The organism is Streptomyces sp. NPDC034103 (assembly GCF_055575395.1).
This window is the reverse complement of record NZ_JBVISS010000028.1, coordinates 14,916-39,050: the sequence shown is the minus strand read 5'-3', so window position 1 is coordinate 39,050 and position 24,135 is coordinate 14,916. Positions and strand designations below refer to the sequence as shown.

The 24,135-nt window shown below is 68.4% G+C and carries 20 protein-coding genes; 16 read left to right on the top strand and 4 right to left on the bottom strand.

Annotation, left to right across the window (positions count from 1 at the left end; genetic code table 11):
• Window positions 1–170 precede the first annotated feature (170 nt).
• The gene (locus ACZ56U_RS38980; RefSeq protein WP_469088679.1) at window positions 171–884 is read left to right on the top strand and encodes a pentapeptide repeat-containing protein; all 714 of its coding nucleotides are present in this window, start codon (window positions 171–173) and stop codon (window positions 882–884) included.
• Window positions 885–1,364: 480 nt separating this feature from the next.
• Window positions 1,365–1,571, top strand: coding sequence for a hypothetical protein (locus ACZ56U_RS38975; RefSeq protein ID WP_469088678.1), 207 nt, complete (start codon window positions 1,365–1,367; stop codon window positions 1,569–1,571).
• 953 nt (window positions 1,572–2,524) lie between these two features.
• Here ACZ56U_RS38975 and ACZ56U_RS38970 read toward each other — a convergent pair.
• The gene (locus ACZ56U_RS38970; RefSeq protein WP_469088677.1) at window positions 2,525–2,935 is read right to left on the bottom strand and encodes a hypothetical protein; all 411 of its coding nucleotides are present in this window, start codon (window positions 2,933–2,935) and stop codon (window positions 2,525–2,527) included.
• 560 nt (window positions 2,936–3,495) lie between these two features.
• Here ACZ56U_RS38970 and ACZ56U_RS38965 point away from each other — a divergent pair.
• Window positions 3,496–4,191, top strand: a complete 696-nt coding sequence (locus ACZ56U_RS38965) for an alpha/beta fold hydrolase (RefSeq protein WP_469088676.1) — start codon at window positions 3,496–3,498, stop codon at window positions 4,189–4,191.
• 69 nt (window positions 4,192–4,260) lie between these two features.
• Here the strand turns inward: ACZ56U_RS38965 and ACZ56U_RS38960 are convergent, their stop codons facing one another.
• Entirely contained in the window at window positions 4,261–4,452 is a 192-nt protein-coding gene (locus ACZ56U_RS38960) for a hypothetical protein (RefSeq protein ID WP_469088675.1), read from the bottom strand.
• A 671-nt stretch (window positions 4,453–5,123) separates the two neighbouring features.
• On the opposite strand from ACZ56U_RS38960, the gene ACZ56U_RS38955 reads away from it, so the two are divergent.
• The 10 genes from ACZ56U_RS38955 (at window position 5,124) to ACZ56U_RS38910 (ending at window position 13,662) form a co-directional block, all read left to right on the top strand.
• Window positions 5,124–5,363, top strand: coding sequence for a hypothetical protein (locus ACZ56U_RS38955; protein WP_469088674.1), 240 nt, complete (start codon window positions 5,124–5,126; stop codon window positions 5,361–5,363).
• Window positions 5,360–7,090 carry a hypothetical protein gene (locus tag ACZ56U_RS38950; protein ID WP_469088673.1) on the top strand — a complete coding sequence of 577 codons (1,731 nt, stop codon included), beginning with the start codon at window positions 5,360–5,362 and terminating at the stop codon, window positions 7,088–7,090. Before ACZ56U_RS38955 ends, ACZ56U_RS38950 begins: the two co-directional genes overlap by 4 nt.
• A 65-nt stretch (window positions 7,091–7,155) precedes the next feature.
• Window positions 7,156–8,259 (top strand): tyrosine-type recombinase/integrase, encoded by a 1,104-nt coding sequence (locus ACZ56U_RS38945; RefSeq protein WP_469088672.1) that lies wholly within the window; start codon window positions 7,156–7,158, stop codon window positions 8,257–8,259.
• 14 nt (window positions 8,260–8,273) lie between these two features.
• Entirely contained in the window at window positions 8,274–8,621 is a 348-nt protein-coding gene (locus tag ACZ56U_RS38940) for a helix-turn-helix domain-containing protein (protein ID WP_469088671.1), read from the top strand.
• On the top strand, window positions 8,618–9,436 hold the full coding sequence (locus ACZ56U_RS38935; RefSeq protein WP_469088670.1) for a hypothetical protein: 819 nt from the start codon (window positions 8,618–8,620) through the stop codon (window positions 9,434–9,436). Before ACZ56U_RS38940 ends, ACZ56U_RS38935 begins: the two co-directional genes overlap by 4 nt.
• A gap of 25 nt (window positions 9,437–9,461) precedes the next feature.
• On the top strand, window positions 9,462–11,036 hold the full coding sequence (locus ACZ56U_RS38930) for a hypothetical protein (RefSeq protein WP_469088669.1): 1,575 nt from the start codon (window positions 9,462–9,464) through the stop codon (window positions 11,034–11,036).
• Window positions 11,037–11,112: 76 nt separating this feature from the next.
• The gene (locus ACZ56U_RS38925; protein WP_469088668.1) at window positions 11,113–11,448 is read left to right on the top strand and encodes a PadR family transcriptional regulator; all 336 of its coding nucleotides are present in this window, start codon (window positions 11,113–11,115) and stop codon (window positions 11,446–11,448) included.
• Between the two features lie 131 nt (window positions 11,449–11,579).
• Window positions 11,580–12,431 (top strand): AAA family ATPase, encoded by an 852-nt coding sequence (locus ACZ56U_RS38920; RefSeq protein ID WP_469088667.1) that lies wholly within the window; start codon window positions 11,580–11,582, stop codon window positions 12,429–12,431.
• A gap of 164 nt (window positions 12,432–12,595) precedes the next feature.
• Window positions 12,596–13,132, top strand: a complete 537-nt coding sequence (locus ACZ56U_RS38915; RefSeq protein ID WP_469088666.1) for a hypothetical protein — start codon at window positions 12,596–12,598, stop codon at window positions 13,130–13,132.
• On the top strand, window positions 13,129–13,662 hold the full coding sequence (locus tag ACZ56U_RS38910) for a hypothetical protein (protein WP_469088665.1): 534 nt from the start codon (window positions 13,129–13,131) through the stop codon (window positions 13,660–13,662). Before ACZ56U_RS38915 ends, ACZ56U_RS38910 begins: the two co-directional genes overlap by 4 nt.
• Before the next feature lie 87 nt (window positions 13,663–13,749).
• Here the strand turns inward: ACZ56U_RS38910 and ACZ56U_RS38905 are convergent, their stop codons facing one another.
• The gene (locus tag ACZ56U_RS38905) at window positions 13,750–13,872 is read right to left on the bottom strand and encodes a hypothetical protein (protein ID WP_469088664.1); all 123 of its coding nucleotides are present in this window, start codon (window positions 13,870–13,872) and stop codon (window positions 13,750–13,752) included.
• Between the two features lie 760 nt (window positions 13,873–14,632).
• On the opposite strand from ACZ56U_RS38905, the gene ACZ56U_RS38900 reads away from it, so the two are divergent.
• From ACZ56U_RS38900 to ACZ56U_RS38890, 3 genes are all read left to right on the top strand, one after another.
• Window positions 14,633–18,187 (top strand): hypothetical protein, encoded by a 3,555-nt coding sequence (locus ACZ56U_RS38900; RefSeq protein WP_469088663.1) that lies wholly within the window; start codon window positions 14,633–14,635, stop codon window positions 18,185–18,187.
• Entirely contained in the window at window positions 18,184–21,753 is a 3,570-nt protein-coding gene (locus tag ACZ56U_RS38895) for a hypothetical protein (protein WP_469088662.1), read from the top strand. Before ACZ56U_RS38900 ends, ACZ56U_RS38895 begins: the two co-directional genes overlap by 4 nt.
• An 83-nt stretch (window positions 21,754–21,836) precedes the next feature.
• The gene (locus tag ACZ56U_RS38890) at window positions 21,837–23,702 is read left to right on the top strand and encodes a pentapeptide repeat-containing protein (RefSeq protein WP_469088689.1); all 1,866 of its coding nucleotides are present in this window, start codon (window positions 21,837–21,839) and stop codon (window positions 23,700–23,702) included.
• Between the two features lie 144 nt (window positions 23,703–23,846).
• Here ACZ56U_RS38890 and ACZ56U_RS38885 read toward each other — a convergent pair whose 3' ends face one another.
• Entirely contained in the window at window positions 23,847–24,101 is a 255-nt protein-coding gene (locus ACZ56U_RS38885; protein ID WP_469088661.1) for a hypothetical protein, read from the bottom strand.
• Window positions 24,102–24,135: the final 34 nt, after the last annotated feature.

Sequence of the window (24,135 nt, the reverse complement as noted above, 5' to 3'; positions counted from 1 at the left end):
AATTGCTGTCGGTGCTACTTGCCTCCCTAGTGGCTGTCGCCGGCCTCTGGTACTCCAGCATCCAAACCACGCAGGCAAATAGCCAGGCGCAAGCGGACAGGGCGCTCACCAAAGAGGGACAGATCACTGACCGATACACGGCAGCAGTCGGAAACCTTGGAGCGAAAGAGATGGACGTGCGCCTGGGCGGAATCTACGCGCTTCAGCGCATCATGCAGGACTCCCACCGCGATCACCCCACTATCGCCAATGTGCTCGCCACCTACGTACGTATCCACGCCGACGCTCGACCGGCTAAGGACGAGGACGTCCCAAGTGATGTGCAGGCGGCCATCACCGTCCTCAGCAGCCGCGATGTCGTCCACGACAAAGGGTTCCGCCCGGATTTCCATGGCGCAAATCTGAGCCGCGCGATTCTGGTGAACGCTCATCTGGCTGGTGCAGATCTACATGGCACAGATTTGAGGGGGGCACATCTCGACGGCGCGAACCTGCGCCGCGCGAACCTGAGGAATGCGGACTTGCGGCAGGCGCACCTGGACGCCGCAGATCTATCCGACGCATTTCTCGCCAAAGCGGACCTGCGCAGGGCCAGCCTGGACGGGGCAAACCTGTACGACGCGCGCCTCGCCAGAGCGGATTTGAGCCGTGCGAACCTGATCAATGCAGATCTACGCGCTGCCCACCTGTCGGGTGCGGACTTGAGCCGCGCGCAGCTGATGAGTGCGGATCTGCGTGCCGCACATCTGGTTGAAGCAGACTTGAGCCGCGCGAACCTCAAGAACGCAGACCTACGCGACGCATTTCTGTACGGCGCGTGCCTGAGGGGTGCGTACCTGTACAGCGCACGCGGCGTTTCCCATGACAAGTGCGCCCCCACGTAACCTGGGCCCAGCGGCTGCGCTAACGCTCCTCTTCTGCGACATCCATGGCGGGAGCCCTTCGGGACGCTCGCGTTACCGCTGGTCGCCACGCCTGTTTTATTGCAGGCTCGGGGGCCGGAAATCCCCCTGAGGCCTCCCTCAGCCACCCATGATCAGGAAGGAGGGAGATGGGGCGGGGCTGGGGCAGGGGTGTGCCCGGCGGGGGGATCGGGCGCCCTGGAGGCGGTGTTGCGCGTAGGCGTCGCCTCCGTGCGGCCCGGCCGCTGGAGCGTCCGGACAGTGGAGCGTGCGGTGCGCAAGGGCCAGCGGTCGCCGCTGGCCGTGCTCGCGAGGAGACCGGAAAAACTTGCCCGCGTCGCCTGCGTTGCCGTCCGCGTCGCCGTCCGCCCCCCGGATCCCTCACCCGGCTGGCGGCCCCGGCACCCCCCGGTGACGCTGGGACGGCATCCCTGTCCGGCTCGCCCGCCCGAAGGAGTTCTCATGCGCACGCTACCGTACGCCCTGCTCACCGCCGTGGCCCTGACCGCGCTCGCCGCCCCCGCCTGCGCCGCGGCGCTGCCGGCGGACGTCACCGCGAGCCAGTGCATCGCCGGCGGAGGCATGATCATCATCTCCGCCGTGGGGGACGGCTCGCCCTGGACCAAGCGCTGCATGGGCGGCATCCACGACGGCCAGACCGTCGTCTGACGCCCGAGGCGGCGCCTCGGCCGAACAAGACAAGCGCTTACCCCATCGAAGGCGGAATATGGGGCGAAGAGGGGGAAACCGGGAGCCGCCCATCCATGCGCTCGCGGAGGTCGCCATGAACCAGGAGACACCCCGTTCGTCCGATCTTCCGCAGCCGCTCGGGCCGTCGCCTCGGGTCTGCGGCACCTGCCCGGCGCGGAACAGGTCGGCAAGGTCGCCACCGACGCCCTCGACCGGATCGGCGCGGTCTCGCCGCGCGGGCGCCGGATGGCCGTCTACGCCGGTGCCGGCGTGCTCGGTGTGGCCGGAGTGGTCGAGTGGCCCGTGGCGCTGACCGGCGCCGCCGTCGCTTGGCTCACCCAGCCGCGGCCCGGACCGCGCTCCGACGCCAGGCGATGCCGCCGGGCCGCTTCGGCGGGTGATACGTCTGGTCATGAGCGGAATGGCTGCCCAGGTGACACGACTCCGAGTGCTGGACGTTTTCGTTCGCATTTCTGTCCATATCGGTGGTCATGCGCGATCCGGGTCATTGGCAGTGACCGTTCGACCACCAGCGCCAGGGCCCCAGGACCGAGCCAGGTGTCTCTGGATCGGCGGATGGCGCTGAGGTACGGCGATCGGGTGTGTAATGAGTGATAGGTGATCCGGGCGGAGAGCAGAGCCATGAGCGACCGCGCGCAGCATCCCCGGCTGCCGGAGGCGGCGAGCACGGCGGTGTGGAAGGCGCCCCAGTGGGGTGCCCAGGTTCCGGCCCGGGTGGTGTTCCCCGGCTAAGGTAGACCTACCGATCCTGAGCAGCGGGAGGCGGAGCTGGCGCGGTTCGTCGGCTGCATGACGGCGAGAGGGTGGACCGAGGTCCACCGCATGCCCGGCGCCGTGCTCCTGGCCCAGATCCAACGCGCCGACGGCGCGACGGCGAGCTGTCCGCCGCCGGAGTCCCCAGCTGGGGAGAGCTACAGGGGTGAACAGCCACTGCGGGTACAGATCACGCCGTCCAGCGGCTTGTCGTTCCCGTCGTACATCAGGATGACGACCTCTACGACGCCGCCCCGGAGCGGAATCCGCATTGATCCGCCCCAGGGCTGGTTCGGCCCGTTCGCGTACGCCCACGGGCTGCAGGGGACCTCGTCCGCCGCCACGTCGCCGTTGAACCCAACAGCGCAGACCTGGCGTCGGTCGCTGGCGGCGTGGACGACGCCGGACACGCTGGCCGTGTACCCGTCGGTGAAGTTGACCGTTCCGGTGGCGGTGCTGGCACCGTAGGCAAAGCTGTAGGGCTTGGACACGGGGGCGGCTTGCGCCGGTGCGGTGAAACCGATGGCCGCCATCAAGGCCACCACCATCACCGTCAAGAGCTTGCGCATGGCTCTTCCTCTCCTCGGACGAACATGAGCGGTGCCCGAACGGCCGGGTTGAATGCCCGTGGTCCGCCGAAGAAGCCAATCAGCAACCCACGAACCCCGCTAGAGCGTGAAGTAGCCACAGGTTCGGCAGAAGATCGAGCCGAGCTGGAACTGGCTCCCAGGGTTCCCGCGTTGTAGTACCGGCGTTGATCTGCGACAAAGCCCCCCAACGGACGCTCGTCGACCGGTCCCCAGTCCTCCGGGGTGACGTACGTGTATGGCACGCGCAGCTAGCTGTTGCCGCTCTGCCGGCGATCGGCCGTCAGCAGGCTGTGTCGGCCGATCGCCAACCGGCTCCGTGTCAGCAGCTGACCTGAGTCATGAGCTGGGCGACGCCTGCCTAGCTCCGCCGCCGCCCGCCCCCCACAGTTCCACGGTGTAGCCACTGTCTTCATCGTCGCAATCAACGAATGGCTGTGAACGCCCGTGTTGCGGAGGCGCATGGGCTACGTCGACGCGAAGCGTTCTGCTGTCAGCCAAGACTGGCGCGCCTCCGAAAGCATGGGCGACAGGATCGTCACATGCAGCCGATCTTCGTTCTCGTGCACAGTCCGTCCGTAGGCCCCTCGACCTGGCACCCTGTGGCCGAATACTCGACGGCGGCGGGATACCAGGTGCGGGTGCCGTCCCTGCTGCACATAGGCGCCGGTGCTCCGCCCTTCTGGCCCCACATCGTCGACGCGGTCCGCGACGATCTGCGGCAGGTCTCGGCCGGAAGCCCCGTCACATTGGTGGCACACAGCAACGCAGGCTTGTTTCTCCCGACGATCCGCTCGGGCCTCGACCATCCGGTGGCCAGCTCGATCTTCGTCGATGCCGCGCTGCCGGCCCGGCCCGGACCGACTCCCGTCGCCACACCCGAACTGCTCGGGTTCCTACGCCCCATGGCTGTGAACGGCAGGCTGCCGCGCTGGACCGACTGGTGGGACGAGGCAGACGTCGCACCCATGTTCTCCGATCCGCTGGTGCGGCAGACAGTCGTTGAGGAGCAGCCCACCCTGCCGCTGTCCTACTACGAGCAGCACATCCCGGTCCCAGACGGCTGGGACGACCATCCCTGCTCCTACTTGCTGTTCGGTCCTCCGTATGACGACCTTGCCGCCGAGGCGCGCCAACGCAGCTGGGCCGTCGCACACCTGCCCGGCGCACACCTCCATCAGATCATCGATCCTGCTGGCACCGCCCAGCTCCTCGTCGAACTCGCCACTACGACTTGATCCACTTCCGATACACGCCTAGCCGCCGTGGCGATCCGTTCTCCGCCGCGGAGCGTATTCCGCGTGCGGTCAGGCGTTTTTGAGGGGGGTGATGGTGGGTGGGGGGAGGGTGCGTTCGCGCAACGCGTTGGTGAGGGAGGCCAGGGGGCGGCGGCGGTCGCGGTCGGCTGTGGGGTGCTTCTTGGCGAGTTTGTGCAGGAGGCGGGCGCGGCCGTCTTCGACGGTGCGGTCTTCGGTGAGGACTTTGCTGAAGGTCCTCATGACGGCGTCGGGCCCGATGGGCCGGTCGCTGGGCGCGGACACGGAGGCGGGTGGCGTTAATCCGTGATGGTCGGCGTGAGGGGCGGGGGAGCTTTCCACGTGTGGGGTGGGTGGGGAGAGTGGGGTGGTGTGGGCGTCGTTGAGGAGTTGGTCGAAGCGGTCGGTCTCCCCGCCGAGGACCTGGACGAAGGAGTGCAGGACAGTGCGGCCCAGTATGAAAGAGGTTCACTGTGCGGGGTGATTTGATTCCGGGTTTGTCGAGCAGATAGTCGATGAATGACGCGGAGTCCCTGCGGCACAGGCCGCTGGCCCTCCGCTGTCCGGCGAACGGCAGAATATGGTTGTGGAGATGGCTTTCTTAGGCAGCTGAAGTATTGGCGTTCTTGTGGCGCTTACGTCTCCTTTCCATCATTTGAGCCGCGAACTACGCAACACGCCTGTCCCATGGCACTTGGCGATCTTCGGCTGTCGATGTCTGTAAGCGCCCGGTCCAGGTGGTCGCGCGCCTCCTGCCATGTGGCCAGGCAAGCTCGCCGTTCCTTGCCGTCGCTGTCGGTGTAGCGCGCTTGCCAGCGACGACCTCGGCCGTGATCGGCAGACCGATACAACGGGCGCTTCCTTGTTCCGCATCGGCACGGCTCGTCACCACGTTCTGGTTTCGGATATCTCTTGTGCCAGCGGTCGACCGTGACCTGCCCCGCATCGCCTACCTGCACCAGGCGCTGGAGTCCCTGCGATCGGCTGTGACGCCAGCGGTGTGGGCCGCGGACTGGGCGACGCACCACGCACGGATCGGCGACTTCCTCACCACCTACACCACCACCGACGCGCGCCCCCAGCTGGTCGCCGCCCTGGCCGACAGCGAGCGGGAGCTGCTCCAGGCAATGCTGGAACGGAGGCTCGATCCGTGAACGCTTCCTCGCCCCTGCCCGCCGGCCCGGAGATCGTCGCCCCTGCCCCGGACGCTTTCGTCCTGCCGTTCAACCGGCTGCGGCCCGGCTTCGACCCTGAGGAGCTGCCGCGCTTTCGCGATCTGGCCTGGCGCCTGGCGCTGATCAGCCCCAGAGAGTCGAACCGCTCGCTGGTCATCGACTGGAGCCGCTGCCCCGCCGGGCTGCGCCCCGGCATGATGCGCGCGGCCTTCGCCGAGCTGAACATCCCGACCCCGGCGGTGCTGCTCCAGCAACGGGCCTCGCGCTCCACCACCCAACCGGGCACCCTCCGCCACAACTTCCAAATCTGGATCCGCTTCGCCATCTGGCTCGGCGGCCGCGGCATCACCGAGCTCTCCCAGGTCACCACCGGGGACCTGGAGGCGTACGCCGAGCACCTGCGCCCGCTCGGCCGCCGGTGGCGCACCGACGCCAAGGCCCTGTGGGTGATCTCGCGGCTGTGGGCCTACGCCCCCTACCTGCCCGAGCGCGACCGACTGGTCATGCCGCCGTGGGAGGACCCGGCTGCGGTTATGTCCGACTTCCTCGGCACCAACGACGACACCCCGGACGGCGAGAACAGCGTCGCGATCGTGCACCCGGCCGTCATGGCCCCGCTGCTGGTGTGGGCGCTGCGCACGGTCCTGGACCTGTCCCCGGACATCCTGACCGCCGCCCGCGAGCACCGCCGGCTGCTCGGCACCATCCCCGACCGCGCCCCGCGCGGTGGCACCGAGACCGCGGTGGCCCACCTGCGTGGCCTGCTCGCGGCCGGGCAGAAGCTGCCCTCCAGCGGTGCGCCCGGCGCCACTGCCGTGCGCGCCCGCTTCGGCGGACCGCTGCCGCCGATGGCCAACACCTTCCTGGCCGGCACCCTCGGCGTCACCACCTCCCAGGTCGCCCGCGCCCGCTGCATCCTGGCCGACGAGCTCACCCCGGCCGACTTCGGCTCCGCCCCGCTCCTCGACGTCTCGCTCACCACCCGGATCGGCGCCGCACCGTGGCGGGAGCCGATCGGCTTCGATGACGTGGACGTGCTGGTGCTGCACCTGTCCACCGCCGCCCTAATCTGCTGCGCCTACATTTCCGGCATGCGGCCCGAGGAGATCCTGGCCCTGCGCCGCGGCTGCTGCACCCGCGTGGAGCCCGACGACGGCACCGTACGGTTCGAGATCCGCGGTCGGCACTTCAAGGGCGTGCACGACGAGGACTGCAACGCGATCGGCGAAGGCGAACAGCGAGCAGACCCGTGGATCGTGCTGGAGCCCGTCGCGCGCGCCATCGCCGTCGTCGAGGAGCTCGAAGACGGCGAGCAGCTGTTCACCCGCACCCTCTACCGATACGCCAAGGGCACCTGCATGCCCCGCACCGGCCTGTCCTCCGACACCGCCGTGGAACGGATTCGCGCCTTCACCGCCTGGGCCAACCAGCTCGCCGCCGCCCACGACCGCCCCCACGAGCTGATCCCTCCCGATCCCGACGGCGCCGTCGCACTGCGCCGCTTCCGCCGCACCATCGCCTGGTTCATCTACCGCCAGCCCGGCGGCCGGATCGCGCTCGCGGTGCAGTACGGGCACGCGGCCACCGCCATGTCGGAGTCCTACGCCAACCCTCGGGAATTGCATCAGATGGGCGGGAAGCCGCAGGTCGCCAGCTCACGGCGACGGCTTGACGGTCTCCGACGCTACTACGGACTAGCGGCCTGAGCAGGCATATTGCCAATGCGATCCCGTTTGATGCATGATCTGCCCTCCAGAAGGGATGGTCTGGAGTGGTGCATCAGCAGAAGGTGGCCCTGGCCGGGGCGGCTCGTCTGGAGCTCGTGTCCGGGGTGGTTCAACTGCGTCCGGAGGACGCGATGTTCGACGCGATGCTGAGGGGCTGGCGGGCTCAGCAGAAGTCACGCGGCTTGAAGGACGAGACGATCGACCCCAGGGAACGGCTCGTCCGCCGGTTCCTTGAGTTCGCGAACGACTACCCGTGGCAGTGGACGCCGGCCCACATGGATGAGTGGTCCGCCTCGCTGACTGGCGAGAAGCATCTGGCACCGTCCACGATCCGCAGCTACCAGGGCGACATCCGACTGTTCACCGAGTTCCTCATCGACGGCCGCTACGGGTGGGGGCCTGCCTGCGAGGAAGCTTTCGGCGTTCACCCGGTGGCGATCGCTCACGAGTGGAACACCCTGCCCCACCTGCAGGAGTACGAAGGCGATCCGGAAGCGAGGCCGTTCACCCGCGAAGAACTGCAGCGGTTCCTCGACTACGCCGATGACCAGGTCGCACGCGCCGTGAAGTCCAAGCGTAAGGGCGCCCTCGCCGCCTACCGCGACGCCACCCTCTTCAAGGTCATCTACGGCTGGGGCCTTCGTCGGACCGAGACGTCGAAGCTGGACGTGGTCGACTTCGGACGGAACCCGAAGGCTCGCCAGTTCGGCCGGTACGGCACGCTCAACGTCCGCTACGGCAAGGCGAAGAAGGGCCAGCCGCCGCGACGGAGGAACGTGCTGTCGGTGATGGACTGGGCGGTCGAGGCGGTCGAGGACTACGTCGAGAACGTCCGGCCGCGCTTCGGTTTCCCCGATCACCCGGCTCTGTGGATCACCGAACGCGGGGGACGCCTGCAGCCAAGCTCGATCAACGATCGATTCGAGGCATACCGCGACGCACTAAAGCTCCCAAAAGATCTAGTTCCGCACTCAATTCGTCATTCTTACGTCACGCATCTGACCGAGGACGGGGTGGATCGGCGCTTCATTCAGCAGCAGGTCGGTCACGAGTGCGACAGCTCCACGGCCATCTACACGCACGTCAGCGACGACTTCATGAACACTGCCTTGAGCAAGGCACTGGCCCCGGCGTTCGCCGGCGTCTGACGAGGAAGGACCCGATGATGGCCGCCAAGCTCGACTACCACTGGCACCTGCGCAAGGTCATGGCGGACCGCGGGATGTTCTCCACCACCGACCTCATCCCACCGCTGAAGGAACGCGGCATCACACTGTCGTCGAGCCAGGTCTACCGGCTCGTCGTCGAGCGGCCCGAGCGCCTCAGCCTGAAGATCCTCATGGCCCTGCTCGACATCCTCGACTGCACCATGGACGACCTCATCGAGCCCATCGCCGTGGCCGGCTCCGCAACGAAGCCGAAGAAGGCTGCCGCAGGCGGGACTTCAGTCTCCGAAGGAGTCGGAGACCTGCGTCCCCGGAGGGCCCGGATCACCGGAGTCGACCGGTGACCGGTCTCGCCGACGAGGTCCTTGCGGATCCAGTCGGCCTGGTCGTGCGCCTGGTCGGCAACGTCGAAAAGCACCTGCCCGCCGAGCGCATCCGCGACATCGTCCTCGCGGTCGTACGCGCGCGAGCAGGCCGCCGCAGTCTCGCCCAGGCCCTGCACGACGACCCGTCGTTGCTGAGGACCGGACAACCACCGGCGCCCTACTGCGTCGCCAAACTGCTGATGGCCCTCCACGACGCCGGAGCCCAGGACGTCGCACTGCCCCGCTGCGGCGAGTGCGGACGCGCATGCCGCTACGTCGGCAGCAGCACCGGCGGACGGTGGGGATGCTCGCCCTGCTTCGACAAGCCGGCCGTCTGCTCGGGCTGCCACGAAGAACGACGCGTCACCAGCCGGGACCGCAACGGCGAGCCCCGCTGTCAGAACTGCCCCGACACCGACGGCGATGCGCTCCGGGAACTCACCGAGCTGATCACGAACCTCGATCCCGCCCTCAACACCGACGCAGTCCTGGCGGCGCTCGGCCGCGCCACCGTCCGGCCCGCCGGGCAGCGACGCCTGGCCTGGGCCATCGTCGCCCGCCCCGAGCTGCTGACCGGGGCCGGTTACGACGCTCCCACCCCTGCTGCCCTGCGAGCTCGTCGAGGCCGGGGCAACCAAGGTGGTCCGGCCTGCCTGCCCGCGCTGCCACGGAGTGAAGGCGCTGTCCAAACTGTTGGAGGGCAAGAGGATCTGCCGGGCCTGCTTTGCCCGCCACGCGGCCGTCCCCTGCTCCGGCTGCGGCGCCGTGCGCGAGCCCGCCACCCGCGACTCTGAGGGCCGGCCGTTGTGTCCGAACTGCATGATCAGACAGCCCTCGAACCTGGAGGAGTGCGTCGGCTGCCGCCGACGCATGCCCGTCGCGACCCGACTGCCCGACGGCCCCCGCTGCAACAACTGCCGCCCAAGGACCACCGCAGAGTGCGGCATCTGCGGACGAATGGCGGCCTGCGAGATGTCCCGGGCCACCGGCCAGCCGTGGTGCGAACGCTGCCAGCACCGATGGGTGACCTGCAGCGGCTGCGACTCCGTCGCCCAGGCCCGCAGCGGCACCTGGGAGGCGCCGTTGTGCGCAAAGTGCACCAACCCCGACCCCGACTTCTGGGGCCGCTGCCCGGTCTGCACCACCACCTGGCAGCTCAGCCCCCGCCCCTGTCAGCGATGCGTCCTCGACCAGCAAGTACGCGACCTCCTCGGTGACGCCACCGGAGCCCTCCGCCCTGAACTCGCCCCGTTCCACAAAGCATTGACAAGTGCCGAGCGCCCCGACGTCGCCATCGCCTGGGTCTCGCGCTCAAAAGCACGCGATCTCCTGGAGCACATAGGACGCGACGAGCGGCCCGTCACCCACGAGGTCCTCGACGAACTGCCCCCGGGCAAAGTGCTAGCCCACCTGCGCAGTGTCCTGGTCGCGACCGGCACCCTCCCGCCCCGCGACGAACGGCTCATCGCCCTGGAGAGATGGATCACCGAGACCGTCCAGGCCCGCACCGATCTCGCCGAGCGCCGGATCCTGCACGGCTATGCGGTCTGGCACCACATGCGCCGACTCCGGAGACGCCTCGGCGAAGACCACACGACTCGACTCCAAGATCTCAACGTGCGCTGCCACGTCACTGCAGCCGATAACTTCCTCACTTGGCTCACCGGCGAAGAGCTCACGTTGGGAACCTGCACCCAGCCGGACCTGGAACGGTGGATGGCCAATGCCACGGCCAGCTACCGCGACGAGACAGGCCACTTCGTACGCTGGTCGGTACAGCACCGGCATGCCCGCGAACTCACCTACGGCACCGTCCGCTGGACCGGCCCACAGGGCACCATCGACAGCGAGAAACGCTGGGCCGACGCCCGGCGCCTCCTCAACGACGACACACTGCCCACCCCGGACCGCGTCGCCGGCCTGCTGCTGATCCTCTACGCACAGAAGATCGCCACCATCAGCCAACTCACCGCCGCCGACGTTCACATCGACGACAACACCGTGACGATCACGTTCGGCACCTCGCCGGTCGCTCTCCCAACGCCGCTGGCCAGCCTGGTCCGCGAGCTCATCGCGACCCGCCGCGGCAAGGCCAAGATCGGAACCCCGGACGACGTCCCCTGGCTGTTCCCAGGAGGGCACCCAGGGCGCCCCCTCACCAACAGCCAACTCGGCATTCGCCTCCACAAGATCGGTATCCGACCCAAACAGGATCGATCCACCGCCCTGTTCACCCTCGCGACCGAACTCCCCGCCGCGATCCTCGCCCGGATGCTCGGCGTCCACATCAAAGTCGCCGTCCAATGGCAGCAAGCATCAGCTGGGGACTGGGCCGCCTACGCCGCCGACGTCAGCCGTCGCAGCTCACGGCAACAGCCACGGCACCAAGATTGAGTATCGCCCTGAGGCGCCTGGTCCCTGGAGGAGGGGTGCCATTGCGGCGCCATCTCTACATAGCTAGAGTTGCGCCATGGGTTATCCCTTCAGGATCACAGAAGCGACCCTGGACGTGATCGAGGTCCTCATGACCGGTGACGATCACCTCTACGGCCTGAAGATCGCAAAGCAGATCGGGCGTCCGACGGGAAGCGTATTCCCGATTTTGATGCGCCTGGAAGATTGTGGCTGGGTTACGAGCGAATGGGAGGGAGGCGACGCCGACAGCCGAGGGCCTCGGCGTCGGTTCTACCGCCTTCACCCAGACTGCTTGGGAGAGGCGAGAACCCTTCTCGCGTCAAAGCGGAGCCGTGCCGCAGGACGCTCGGCCAATCCTGCGTTGCGGCCTGGTTGGGAGGGAGGACTGTGAGCGGAGGGACTATCGCTTTCATCCTCACGGCCATTCTTCTTCCGCTGGTGTTGACGGAACTCGGGGACTGGTGCCCTTGGCTCGCTAATCGCTTGGCCCGCTGGACAGCACGCTCGCTGGGTGACGCGTCCATGGCCGACCGGTACGCGGAGGAGTGGAGCGCAGAGCTCGCTGAGGTTCCCGGGAAGCTCAGCAAACTGATCACTGCTCTTGGCTACGTGGTCTATCTGCCACGCATGCGGTGGTCGCTCCGCCGGCGGCAGCGAAACAACAGCCAGCCTCCGCAGGTGGCTGAACTACTCCCCACCACGAGGCCCGTGTCACGGCGATCACGTCGTATTGTCGGACGCTCTGCGCAGCTGGAATCTCTTTACAGCCAACTGGTCAGTGATGAACAGTCAGGGCGGAAGCGGCGCTTCTACGTCATCGCAGGAAGCCCTGGAGTTGGCAAGACGGTGCTGGCCACAGCGGTTGCTGGTCTCTTCGAGCAGACCCACCGCAGCGTTGTCCACACCTGGGCACCCGATTGGTGCGATCAGCCGGTTGACTCGGACCGTTATCGGATTCAACTCGCGACGGCACTGGGCCGGAAAACGCTCCTCGTCATCGACGATGCCGAAGCCGAGACCATGAGGATGCTTGAACGCTTGGACCTCCCGTGCCCGATTCTGATCACGACTCGGCGCAGGTCCATCGCCGAACTGCCGAACAACAGCCACGTCACTGTCCTTCGTCTGCTGTCGGATCGGGAAGCGATGGAACTACTGGGGGACCGCCTGGGTGACGAGGCCATTCGTGCTGAGCCCGATGCGGCCCTGCGGATCTGTCAGCTTGCTGGCAATCTCCCTCTCGCCCTTGAACTCGTCGCAGCGCAATGCCGACACACGGGCTTGACGCTCGCAGAAGCTGCGGATCGTCTTCAAGATGCAGCCAGTCGCCTGGACAGGTCACCCGAAGACCAAGGGAGGAATCCAACGGGCTGAGTCCTCGGATCCACAGCTTCCTCGGCCATCCCGCCAGGGACCGCTTCCTACCTCGGGGCTACCACGGCCAAGAGGCGTCGTCTGGGTCCCTGGCGGCGTCCAGCGGCAAGGCATTCGGACAGTTCCGATACCCGACTCCACCATTAGGCCGCTCGAAGGCCGACATGCTCGAGGTCCTGGACCAGGAGAAGGGCCTGGCCCTGGCCGAGACCCTCACCGAGGCCGGCGAACGCCTCGCCGCCGGCGAGAAGGTCAGTGGCCCGGCCGCCGACCGCTCCCGCGCCGCGGCCGTCGAGTTCTCCGACCGCTACGCCGGGACCTACCTGGGACGACGCGAACTGCGCGCGCTGGTCGCCAACCCCCGACTCCAGGTCTACGAGGACCCCAAGGCGTTCCTGACCTGCAACCACGACGCGTTCACCGCGCTGTGCAACCCCGACCGCGACCGGGCGCGCGACGGCGGCCGCAGCACCCCCGACCACTCTCGCTGCCACCCGGCATGCGCGAACATCAGCCGCACCGACAGCCAGATCACCGCTCTGCGCACCGAGGTCGCGCGGATCGACGCGGACGCCGACGCCGGCCTCGACCCCTACCCCATCGCCGCCCGCGGACAGCAGCGCAAGGACCACCTCATCGCCATCATCCGCCGCCACGACGCCCAGCAGCCGGCCGATACCGAACCCATGGAGCGCCGATGAACACCCCCGTCGTGACCGCGCCCGGCACGCGCGACGGCGCAGCGCTGGCCCAGCTCGTCGGCGAGGCCCTCGCCCGCTCCCAGGGCCACGCCGACACCGAGGATGCTGCGGAGATCAGAGCCATCACCAACGCCATGGTGCGCCTGCTGATCGGCGCCCCGCTGCACTCCAACGGCAAGCTGACGGTCGTCTCCCTGGCCACCGAAGCCGGCCTGCGCCGCAACAAGCTCACCCACAAGCACACCGGCCTCAAGGACCTGTTCTACGCCCTGGTCAAGGCCCGCACCCCCGTCCCCGAAGCGCTGCCCGATTCAGCGCGGGCCCGTGCGGCCAAGCAGCAGCAGGACCTGGCCCGCGTCCGGACTGAACGCGACGATCTGCGCGGACAGGCGCAGCTCCTGGCCCGGATCGTCCACGTCCTGGAGATCGAGAACAGCAAGCTCAAGGAGACCAAGGCGGCCCTGGAACGGCAGGTGGCGGCCCACGCCTCCGTCCCCGATCTCACCACCCGCCGCAGGCGCCGGCCCTGACCCCGCCCCGGCATTAACGACGAGCGGCGGCGCCCGCCCGGGTGCCGCCGCTCATCCGAACGGAGTCGTACGGGCCGAAGGCCCCGATCAGGAGACGGGACCAGGCGTCGATGTCCATGTCTTGCGGATTTCGGTGACTTCCAGCTGCTTGTCACCGGGAAGCTCGTCGAAGAACCGGGCATTCCCATAGGCGTACTGCTTGGTCTCCAAGGCCTGCTCTTCGGAGACGGCGCGGAAGGGGACTCAGGCGGCCGTGCACCACGGCTCGAACTGCGCCGCAAAGCGTTGAGCGGTGCCACCGTTCCTCGCCCGTTGGAGGCGCACAGGCCGAAGGGTGGACCGTTCTGGGCGAAGTCCTGCCGCTCCGCGGCGGTTGCCGTGAAGATGGAGGGATGAACACACGGCGGATCGTCCTAGCGGTGACCTGTTTAGCGGTGGCGGGCCTGGGAGTAGCCTTCCTCCTGCTCCAGGGGGATGAGGCGGGTCAGGTGGCCACAGTGGTCTCGGCGCTGGTGGCGGTGGCGGCGCTCGGCGTCGCCGTCTGGGCGGGTTTGCCCGCGCCCCGTTCACGCGGGCTGCGGGTTACGGACACCGGCGAGGCACGGGCTGGAGCGGGAGGCATTGCAGTTTCCGGTCTCACAGCTCCGGCTGCTGGCGGAACGGGCAGTGATCTGGGGACGGTCGAAGTGGAACGTACCGGCCCGGCCGACGCCACGGGGGGCGGAGACGCCACAAGCGGCGTCCGCCTGACCTGACCGGGGCCCGACTCAGACCACGTATCCGCCCCTGCAGGCGGGTCTCGGAGCTATGGGATCGTCCGACCGGCGAGAGGAAGCACACAGGTGAGGCGAACGGAGCCCCGGTGAAGGCACGCGGATGGCCGCAACGGTCGGCGGTAGCTGTCACCGGCAGCGGAGAGGCCCACGCCATGTCGGGTGGGGTAGCGGTCAGTGGCGTCGTGCATGGTGACGTGGCCGTGCATGCCCCGGCTGCTGCTCGCAGCGGGTATCGGCAGCAGGTGCTGCGCATCGCGCCCCCCGAACTGGCTGGTCGCCAGGCGGAACTGAACGAACTGGCCGCGTTCTGCACGGCGCCGGACCGCGCCCCTTACGCCTGGTGGCGGGCGCCCGCCTGGGCAGGGAAGACCGCGTTGATGGCCTGGTTCGCACTCCACCCGCCGCAGTCGGTAAGGATCGTGCCTTTCTTCATCACCGCGCGCTTCGCTGGTCAGAGCGACCGGGTCGCCTTCATAGAGGTCGTCGGCGAGCAGCTCGCCGCACTCCTCGGGCAGCCGACACCCGCCAACCTCGCCGAAGCCACCCGCGAGGGGCATCTGCTCGCCATGCTGGAGCAGGCGGCCCATCTATGTCAGCGGCGCGGTGAGCGTCTGGTGCTGTTGGTCGATGGTCTGGATGAGGACCGCGGGGTCACCACCGGGCCGGATGCCTACAGCATTGCCGCACTCCTGCCCGCCCGGCCGCCTGCCGGTCTGCGGGTGATTGTGGCCGGCAGACCTCACCCACCCATACCGGCCGACGTACCGGAACACCACCCACTACGCGACCCCGGAATCGTCCGCCCTCTGTGCGGGTCCCCGCACGCTGCGGCGGTCCGGGCCGACTGCGAACGGGAGTTGGTGCGGCTGCTGCGTGGCACGCCGGAGGAACGAGACCTACTGGGTCTGGTGACCGCCGCGGGGGGCGGCCTGAGCAAGTCAGATCTGGCTGAACTGACCGGCTGCGACGCCTGGGAGGTGGCCCAGCACCTCCGGGCGGTCGTCGGCCGGACGTTCACCGCCCGCGCAGGTCGCGCACGATTGGCGGCCGAGCCGGGGACGGACACCTCCGAGATGTACGTCCTCGGCCACGAGGAACTCCAGAAGACGGCGCTCATTATGCTCGGCCGGGACAGGCTGTCCGGCTACCGGGGGCGGCTGCATGCGTGGGCCGGGACCTACTGCGACCGAGGCTGGCCACCTGCCACACCGGAGTACCTACTGCGCGGATATGCCCGGCTGCTGCGTGCTACCGCCGACCTGCCTCGTGCGGTTGCCTATGCCACCGACTGTGCTCGCCACGACCGGTTACGCGACTTCACCGGAGGTGACGCCGACGCGCTCGCCGAGATCGGTGCTGCCCAGGCGCTCGTCCTGGCGTCCGAGGATCCCGATCTCGTTTCGCTAGCTGTGCTCGCTGCCCACCGGGAACGGCTCGTGGATCGCAACGATTATCCGAGGCGTTTGCCTGCTGTCTGGGCCGCTGTCGGGCAGCCGGACCGGGCTGAGGCGCTAGCCCGTGGAATCGACGACCCGGACTCGGTCAGTGCCGCGCTGGCGGAGATCGCCACGACGGTGGGGTTCGCGGGCGACCGGGCACGGGCGGCCCGCCTGGCGGACGCCATCCAAGGTCTCGACGGCGGCAGCGATGGGGCCTGTTGGCGGGCGCGCCGGATGGCTGCCGTTGCGGAGGCGGCGGGCGCCGCTGGCGATCGTGAACGTCCCGCCGCCTTGGACCGGGCCATGGACACCGTCCTTGCGTGGGCTCCCGACAGAGAAAAGCCCTTGGTCCTGGCCGCGAGGGCACGGGCGGCGGCCGCGGGAGGGGACCGTGGGCGGGCCGGTGAAATGGCCGATGCCATTGAGGAACTGGCCCTCACCAGTATCGACTCCTGGTGCAGGAGCGATCTGGAGGGGGCGGCCGACTCGCAGGAGCCAGAGCGTGTGACCACCGTCCTGAAACACTTGGAGGTTCTCGCCGGTACGGTGCGCTCGGCCCGACGGCGGGCTCGCATCGAAAAGATGCTGGCGGCGGCCGCCGCAGCTCGCATAGGCAGGCACGGCACAGCGCTTCGTGAGGCTGCCACGGAGTTGAGCCGGTGGGCCCGACCGCCTATGTGGGCCCTGGAGGTCATCGGCCCGCTCACCGAGGCAGTGGTCGCTGGGGCTGACGCGCCACGTGCCGCACGGCTGGTGGACCTGATCGCGAAGGCGGCTGCCGTTCCCGCCCACCCCTGCTGGAAAGACGCGGTATCGCTACATTCTCTGGCCCAGGCGGCGGTGGAGGCGTTGACCTTGTGCGCCGACCGGGAACGCGCCGCCAGGCTGGCACTGGCCTTGGAAGCCGTGGCTGGTGTGTCGACGGAGCCTGGCTCCGCTGTCTCCCCAGCGAGGCCCGGCAGCGGAGACGAAGGAGCGGACAACGACGTGCTCCTGGTAGCCGCAGCGGGGGCGGCGGCGCTGGCGGGCAACGACGCGCGTGCCGAGGCGCTGGCGCGCGCTATCACGGACCCGTATCAACACGCGGAGGTGGTGGTCCTGATGGCGAAGGTGTTGCTCGATCGCGGGGATCACGACCGGGCAGCTGCGCTTGCCGCAGTCGCCGAGCGCTTCTGCCGTGACGGCATCCAGCCCGCTCTTCGGGCAGGGGCGCTGGCCGCGCTGGCGAGGGCGACTGGGCTCGTCGGCGACCGGGAGGGAGCGGCGCGCTTGACCGGCGCCCTCGCCAACCTCGTCGGTGCCACCGTCTCGCCGTACTGGCGGGCGAAGGCGCAGATGTCGTGGGCCAGAGCGCTGGCGGCGACGGGAGAGGCGGACCGGGCGGAGTCGCTCGCACGGACGATCACCGTGCCCGTGTATAGGGAGTGGACCCAACAGGAACTGGTACGGGTGCACTCCGAGCGGGGAGAATTCGACCGGGCCGAGGCGCTCGTGCGGGGCATCGGCAACGAGAAGGAACGCGGCGAGGCCGCAAGCGCGCTGGCGCACGCAGCGATCACGCACGGCGCGTTCTACCGGGCCGACAGGCTACTCGACGAGTTCCCGGGCCCGCCGGAGGACCGGGCCCGGCTGTTCGCCGCACTCACCCGAGCGGCCGCCGTCGGCGGGGCCCGGCACCGAGCCGACGTACTGGCCTGCTCTCTGCGGGATCTGGCCAGAACATGCTCGGGCAGCCAGTCCCGCAGGGACCCGGTGGCGTGGCACGCGGCGGAGGCACTGGCCTGGAGCCGCCGCTTCGACGCGGCCGAGGCTCTCGCGCGCGACATCACCGATCCGATCTACCGGGCGCAGGCAATGGCCGCCCTGGTGACGGCGGCGGCAAAGTCGGGCGAGCCGGGCCTGGCGGCGGTGTGGGCCCACCAGTCCTGTGAGTTCGTCTGCTCACTGACCGACAGGTATGAGCAGTCCGTGGGCCTGAGCCGTCTGGCGGAGGCAGTGACTACGGCGGGCGACCTCACCACCGCTCTGGACCTGGCGGAGCGCATCCCGCTTCCTGGCTTGCGTGCCCGCGTCCTGGCGAACCTGGCGCCGTTCGTTGAGCCCGTCCAACGACGACGGCTCCTGGCACGCGCGCTGATCCTAGGCAACTGGAGCAATCTGCTCGATATCCTCGCCCGATGTGCTCCCGAGACGCTCCAGGCTCTCACCGACACACTGCTTGGCTGGGAGGAAATGAGCGCCAGTTCCGTCGCGCCGGAGAGAGGCACGCCGGCGGCGGCCACCGGTACGGCAGGCAGGTCAAGACTGTGACGAACCACGAGCAGCGGGCAGTGTCGCCGCGCGACAAGCAGGCCGCGGTGGCACAGCCGAACGGCCGGGTGGCATCGCTTAGGACGTCCCGGACGGGCGCGGCCGAGGCACGGACCGGCGCGGTGGCCAACAGCGGCATCGTATACGGGGACGTACAGGTCGGTATACAGCCGGCGCCGCGCTCCGGGTATGACGAGCAGGTCCGGCGGATCGCCCCGGAGGTGCTGGTGGGCCGCGAGACGGAGCTCCGCGAGCTGGCTGCTTTCTGCACCGCGGGCGCGGGCGGCCCGTACGTGTGGTGGCAGGCCGAAGCGTGGGCCGGGAAGACCGCATTGATGTCTTGGTTCGCCCAACATCCGCCCCAAAAGGTGCAGATTGTGCCGTTCTTCGTCACGGCCCGGTTCGCAGCGCAGAACGACCGGGTCGCCTTCACGGACGTCGTACTGGAACAACTCGGTGAGCTACTCGGCGAGGGGCCAGCGGCCTTCTTGACACCCTCGACCCGAGAGGCGCACCTTCTGCGGCTGCTGAACGAGGCGGCCCATCAATGTCAGCGGCGCGGTGAGCGTCTGGTGCTGTTGGTCGACGGTCTGGATGAGGACCGGGGGGTGACCACCGGGCCGGATGCCTACAGCATCGCCGCACTCTTGCCCGCCCGGCCGCCTGCCGAACTGCGGGTGATCGTGGCCGGCAGACCCCACCCGCCCATACCGGCCGACGTACCGGAACACCACCCACTACGCGACCCCGGCATTGTCCGCCGCCTGGACCGCTCTCCGTTCGCACAGGTGATCCGGGCGGAGGCACAGCGCGAACTGAAGCACCTGCTGGCGAGTTCGGGGGCCGAGCGCGAACTGCTTGGCCTGCTCACCGCCTCGGGCGGCGGTCTTGGCAGCGCGGAGCTGGCCGAGCTGACCGACCTCATCCCGTACGAAGTGGAGGAGATACTACGCAGCAGGGCGGGGCGCACCTTCCGGACACGGGAAAGCCATTCGCGGCCGGGAGAACTGCCTGTGGTCTTCGTCCTAGGGCACGAGGAACTGCGAGAACACGCGGTACGGATGCTCGGACCGAAAGAACTGGAAGCCTACCGGGACCGTATCCACGCCTGGGCCGACACATACGCGTCCGCGCAATGGCCGCCGGACACACCGGAATACCTACTTCGTGGTTATTTCTCCCTGCTGCGCGCCACCGCCGACGTGGCCCGAATGGCCGTCCTCGCTGCCGACTCCGCTCGACACGACCGGATACGCGACCTGACCGGCGGCGACTCGGCAGCTCTGACCGAGATCCGCTCGGTCCAGCACACCTTGGCCCAAGTGGACGCACCAGATCTCACGGCCTTGTTCAGACTGGCCGTCCGGCGCGATGCGCTGCACGCACGCAACGAGTGCTTGCCGATCGGTCTGCCAGCGGTGTGGGTCGCGCTGGGACAGCCTCGGCGGGCAGAAGCCCTGGCTCAGAGCCTGGTCCACCCTATCCGGCGTGCTGAGGCGTTAACCGCGGCGGCGCAGGCAATGGCCGACGCGGGTGCGGGGGAGGAAGCCGAAAAGATGTTCGCCGACGCGGTGGAGAGCGCACGCACCGAGCTCGACCCAACGGAGCGGGTCCGGGCCTGGGTCGCCGTGGCGCGGGCATGGTGGCCGGTCGGGCCCCGGGAAGCCGAAGCCGTGCTGCGGGAAGCAGCAGACCAGGCCACCACCCTGATGGTCCCATCCCATCGGTCAGAGGCGCTCGTGACCATGGCGGAGGGCTGGCAGGAGACCGGCGACCTGAATCGGACACGGGCGGCACTTACCGAGGCCGTCACCCTGGCCCGCACCGAGGCCTTCCCCGAGGAATCGGTGCGCATCGACATCCTCGCCCGAGCGCAGCGGGTACTCCATACCCTGAGTGACCTCAAGCGCACCGAGGAGACAGGATTAAGAAGCCAAACGCCGGCCTGGGACACTGGTCTTCTTTCCGAGTCAGCCTCTCCCCTCCATGTCGCTTGGACTCTGCGGGACCGCCCGGAACAGCGCGAACGGGTCGGCGAGCTGTTGGCCAGGGCCGAATCTCTCACGCGGTCGGGCCAAGTAGGCGAGGAAAATAGACGGGACTGGGACCTGATGGTGATCGGCATCGTCCTGTGCGCCGCCGGGTTTGTCGACCGGGCTGAGGACATCGCCCGCGACATAGCGGAGAAGGAACAATTACTGGCCTTCGTCAGTACGGACCTGGCGGAACGAGGAAAGACGGCGCGAGCCGAAGAGCTGGCCCGTTCGCTCAACGACCCGATGCACCGGGCTCGTGCACTCGCCTCGGTAGCGAAGGCACTGATCACCGATGGGCGTCAGGCCAAGGCGCAATCTCTGGCTGAGGAGATCGAGGCTTTGGCGCATAACGCCGTTACTCCGCTGAGCCATGCCAACCAACTGATCCACCTGGCAGGTGCCCTGGAGGCGGCTGGATGGCGCGGCCGGGCTCTTGCCCTCCTCGACCAGGCGGAGACCCTCGTTAGCGCTAATACCAACCATCCTGACTGGGAGTGGGAAGGCCTGCGGCTGGGCAGAGCCCTGGTCGAGGTGGGGGCGTCAACGCGAGCCGAAGCCGTGCTCGGTTCCCTGACCAATCCGCTGTGTAGCGTCCGGTTGCTCATGTGCCTGGGCCGGGCGGCGGCCGCCTGCTCCGGCAGCCCGCGTGCCGTGGCTGTCCTGGAGGAGGCGGCTGAGGCTGCTGCACGCCTTGTTGATCCGACCCACCGCGCGTACGAACTAGACAACATCGCCGTCGCCTTGGTGACCGCAGGCGCAGGCAAACGGGCCGAAATATTGGCTCGCTCGATCGAGTTCCCCGGAGAGTACGGGAACCCGGCGCTCGACCGCGTAGGCAAGGAGCTAGGCGTCCAGGGGCACCATGCTCAAGGCGCATCAGTACTCGCCGGGTGCGAGATGGAGGCTCGGGGACTCGGGGACATCGGCAATCGCGCCTGGCGTCTGGCACTCGTTGCCGAGGGCTTCGCCGCCTGCGAACACAGAGAGCGAGCCGCCCGCCTGCTCGCCGAGGCCGAGACCGAAGGCCGAAAGCTCCCCGCCCCAGAGGACCGCGCCGAGAGCCTTACCGACGTCGGTAAGGCTCTCACGGCTTGCGGTGACCACACGAGGGCGCGCTCCCTCCTCACAGAGGCTGCGGAGATCGGCCGTGCCCTGCCAGACCCGCCCGACCGCGACCGCATCCTCGTCCATGCCGGAACAGCCCTGATTTCCACCGGTGCTCACCGGGAGGCCGAGGAACTGGTCGCCGACATTGGCAGTCCCGTTCGCCAGGCGCGGATACTCACCGCGTTGGCGCAGGCCGTCCCTCTGGAGTGGGCACGGCGGCTGGTGGCGCGGTGCCTGTACTCCGCTCCGTGGCGGGATGCGTTGGACGGCCTCGCCGTGACCAGTCCAACGACGCTGGTAGCGGTCACGGATAGGGAATACGGCGGTCGAGAAGGCGGCACCAGGGGACACAGAGACCGGGAGCAGGTAAGCAGCCGGGAAACGGGCGGCGACACGGCGTCGGGAGAGCCCAGAGCTAGGTGAGCTGCGACGCTCGCTTACCGCAGCCCTGCGAGCAAAACCGCAACTGTCCGGCCGTGCGCGATCGTCTTCCGGGTATGTCACAGATGAGCCCGGCCTCGTCCACAACTCCTCCCGCCTGGGCCCATTGTGGCCACGGCGCCAACTCGGAGAGCCCGATCGGCTGCCGTGGTGTCCAAGTCGCTGGCCACGCCGCATGCCTCGCCCACATTGCAGATGCCGACCGAGACGCCTACCTGTCTGCCCTTACCCCTGGCGCCGGCATTGACCACCGCGACACCCCTTTCACCCAACCCCTCGTCGACGCACTGCTCAACGCCCTCTATGACCCCGCGACTGGATGCTCCCGCCTTGGCTTCGCCCGGTTTGACTCGGCGATCTTTCAGGACTCCTCATGCTTCGGTTCGGCAATTTTCCAGGACGGCGCCTATTTCGAGGGGGCGGTCTTCCAGAGGCCCGCAGATTTCCGGTCGGCGACCTTCCAGGGCCATGCCGTTTTCAGTTCGGCAACGTTCCAGGACGGTGTCTGGTTTGAGTCGGCTACCTTCCAAGAGCCCGTCGGCTTCAGTGCGGTGACCTTCCACGGGCCCGCCGTGTTCGACTCGGCGACCTTCCATGGTTGGGCCGGCTTCGGCTCGCTGACGTTCCAGGCCGGCGCCTCTTTCGACTCGGTGACCTTCCGGGATTACGCGGATTTCGGAGCGGTGCTTTTCCAGGGCTACGCCGGGTTCGGCGACGCTACCTTCCAGGGCCACGCCGGGTTCGGTGGGGCGGTCTTCCAGGACGGCGTCTATTTCGGTGGCGCGACCTTCCAAAGCAACGCCAATTTCGGCGGTGCCGCCTTCGAGAGGGCGCTCTCCCTCGGGCCGTTGGTGTGCGCCGGACGGGTGACTGTGTCACAAGCGGTGTTCGACGGTCCAGTGACCCTTTGGATCGCCGCGCGCCGCCTGGAATGTACACAGACCCGTTGGTCGTCGACGGCTGAGGTGCGTCTGCGCTACGCCACCGTGGATCTCGGCCACGCGGTCTTCGAGTACCCCCTCACGATCGCTTCGGAAGCCACCTCATTTGTACTCCCCGACGGACGGATGGTTGAGGAACACGCTCTTGCCTACTTGTCCGCCGCTACGGTACGAGTGGCATCGCTGCGTGGAGTCGATGCGGCCCACTTGGTCATCGCCGATGTTGACCTATCGGGGTGCCTGTTCACTGGGACCGTGCATCTGGACCAGGTGCGGCTGGAGGGTGCCTGCTCCTTCGGCAAGGCCCCCGACAGCCACTGGCGGCACTGGCTCCCAGTACGGTTCACCGAACGCCGAACCCTTGCCGAAGAACACCATTGGCGCGCAAGCCAGCCGACATTTGGACGGGGCTGGAACGAGGCGGTGCTCGGCGCCGGCCACGCCGGGCCGGCGCAGCTGGCTCCGGTCTACCGAGCTCTGCGCAAGGCGCTCGAGGACGCCAAGAACGAGCCGGGGGCGGCGGACTTCTACTACGGGGAGATGGAGATGCGCCGCCACGACCGCACCGGCACACCCCGCGCCGAACGCAGGCTGCTTCACGCCTACTGGATGCTGTCCGGCTACGGCCTGCGCGCCGTGCGTGCCCTGGGCTGGCTGGCAGCCGCCATGGTCGTCACCGTCGTGCTGCTGATGGGTGTCGGGCTCCCAAAGGAGGACCCGAAACAAGAGGCGACCGGCACTGTACCCCCAGGCGGCGGCAAGGTCACCTTCGAGATCGACAAGCGGGTCCCGCAGAACCCCACCCGGGACAGGTTCACCGGGAAGCGCTTCGAGACGGCCCTGAACGTCACGCTCAACTCGGTGGTGTTCCGCTCTGCAGGCCAGGACCTGACCACTGCCGGCACCTACATCGAGATGGGCTCCCGCATAACCGAGCCCGTGCTGCTGGGCCTGGCAGTCCTGGCCATCCGCAACCGCGTCAAACGCTGACACGTGCCGGGTGGCAGCGCCGCTGAAGCCATCCGTGCCACACGATCCCTCGCGCAAAACTCGCGGACGACAGGACGCTTTTACAAAGCGTTCATCGGTCGCGGGCGCCTTGTCCTGGTAGCGTCAGCGACGAGCGGCAACACATCAAAACTGTCCGCAGAAGCGGTGCGCTCCGCGGTGTCGGATATTGCGGGCGCCGACCGCGACCAGGGCGTCGCGCAGCCACAGGGCCGGGTCGCAGCCCGGCCACGGCCGCGGAACTCCGAGCGCGACGAGCTGGGCGGTGGCGTACTCATAGCCCTGCCCCCGACGGCGGATCTTCTGCGCCGCCCGGGCGTGGAAGACGGTGCCGTCCGGCCGGATCTTGACCGTCCGTGCGGTGGCCCGGCCGGCGTACACGGCGTTTGTCGCCGTGTTATGAAGGCCTTTCAGA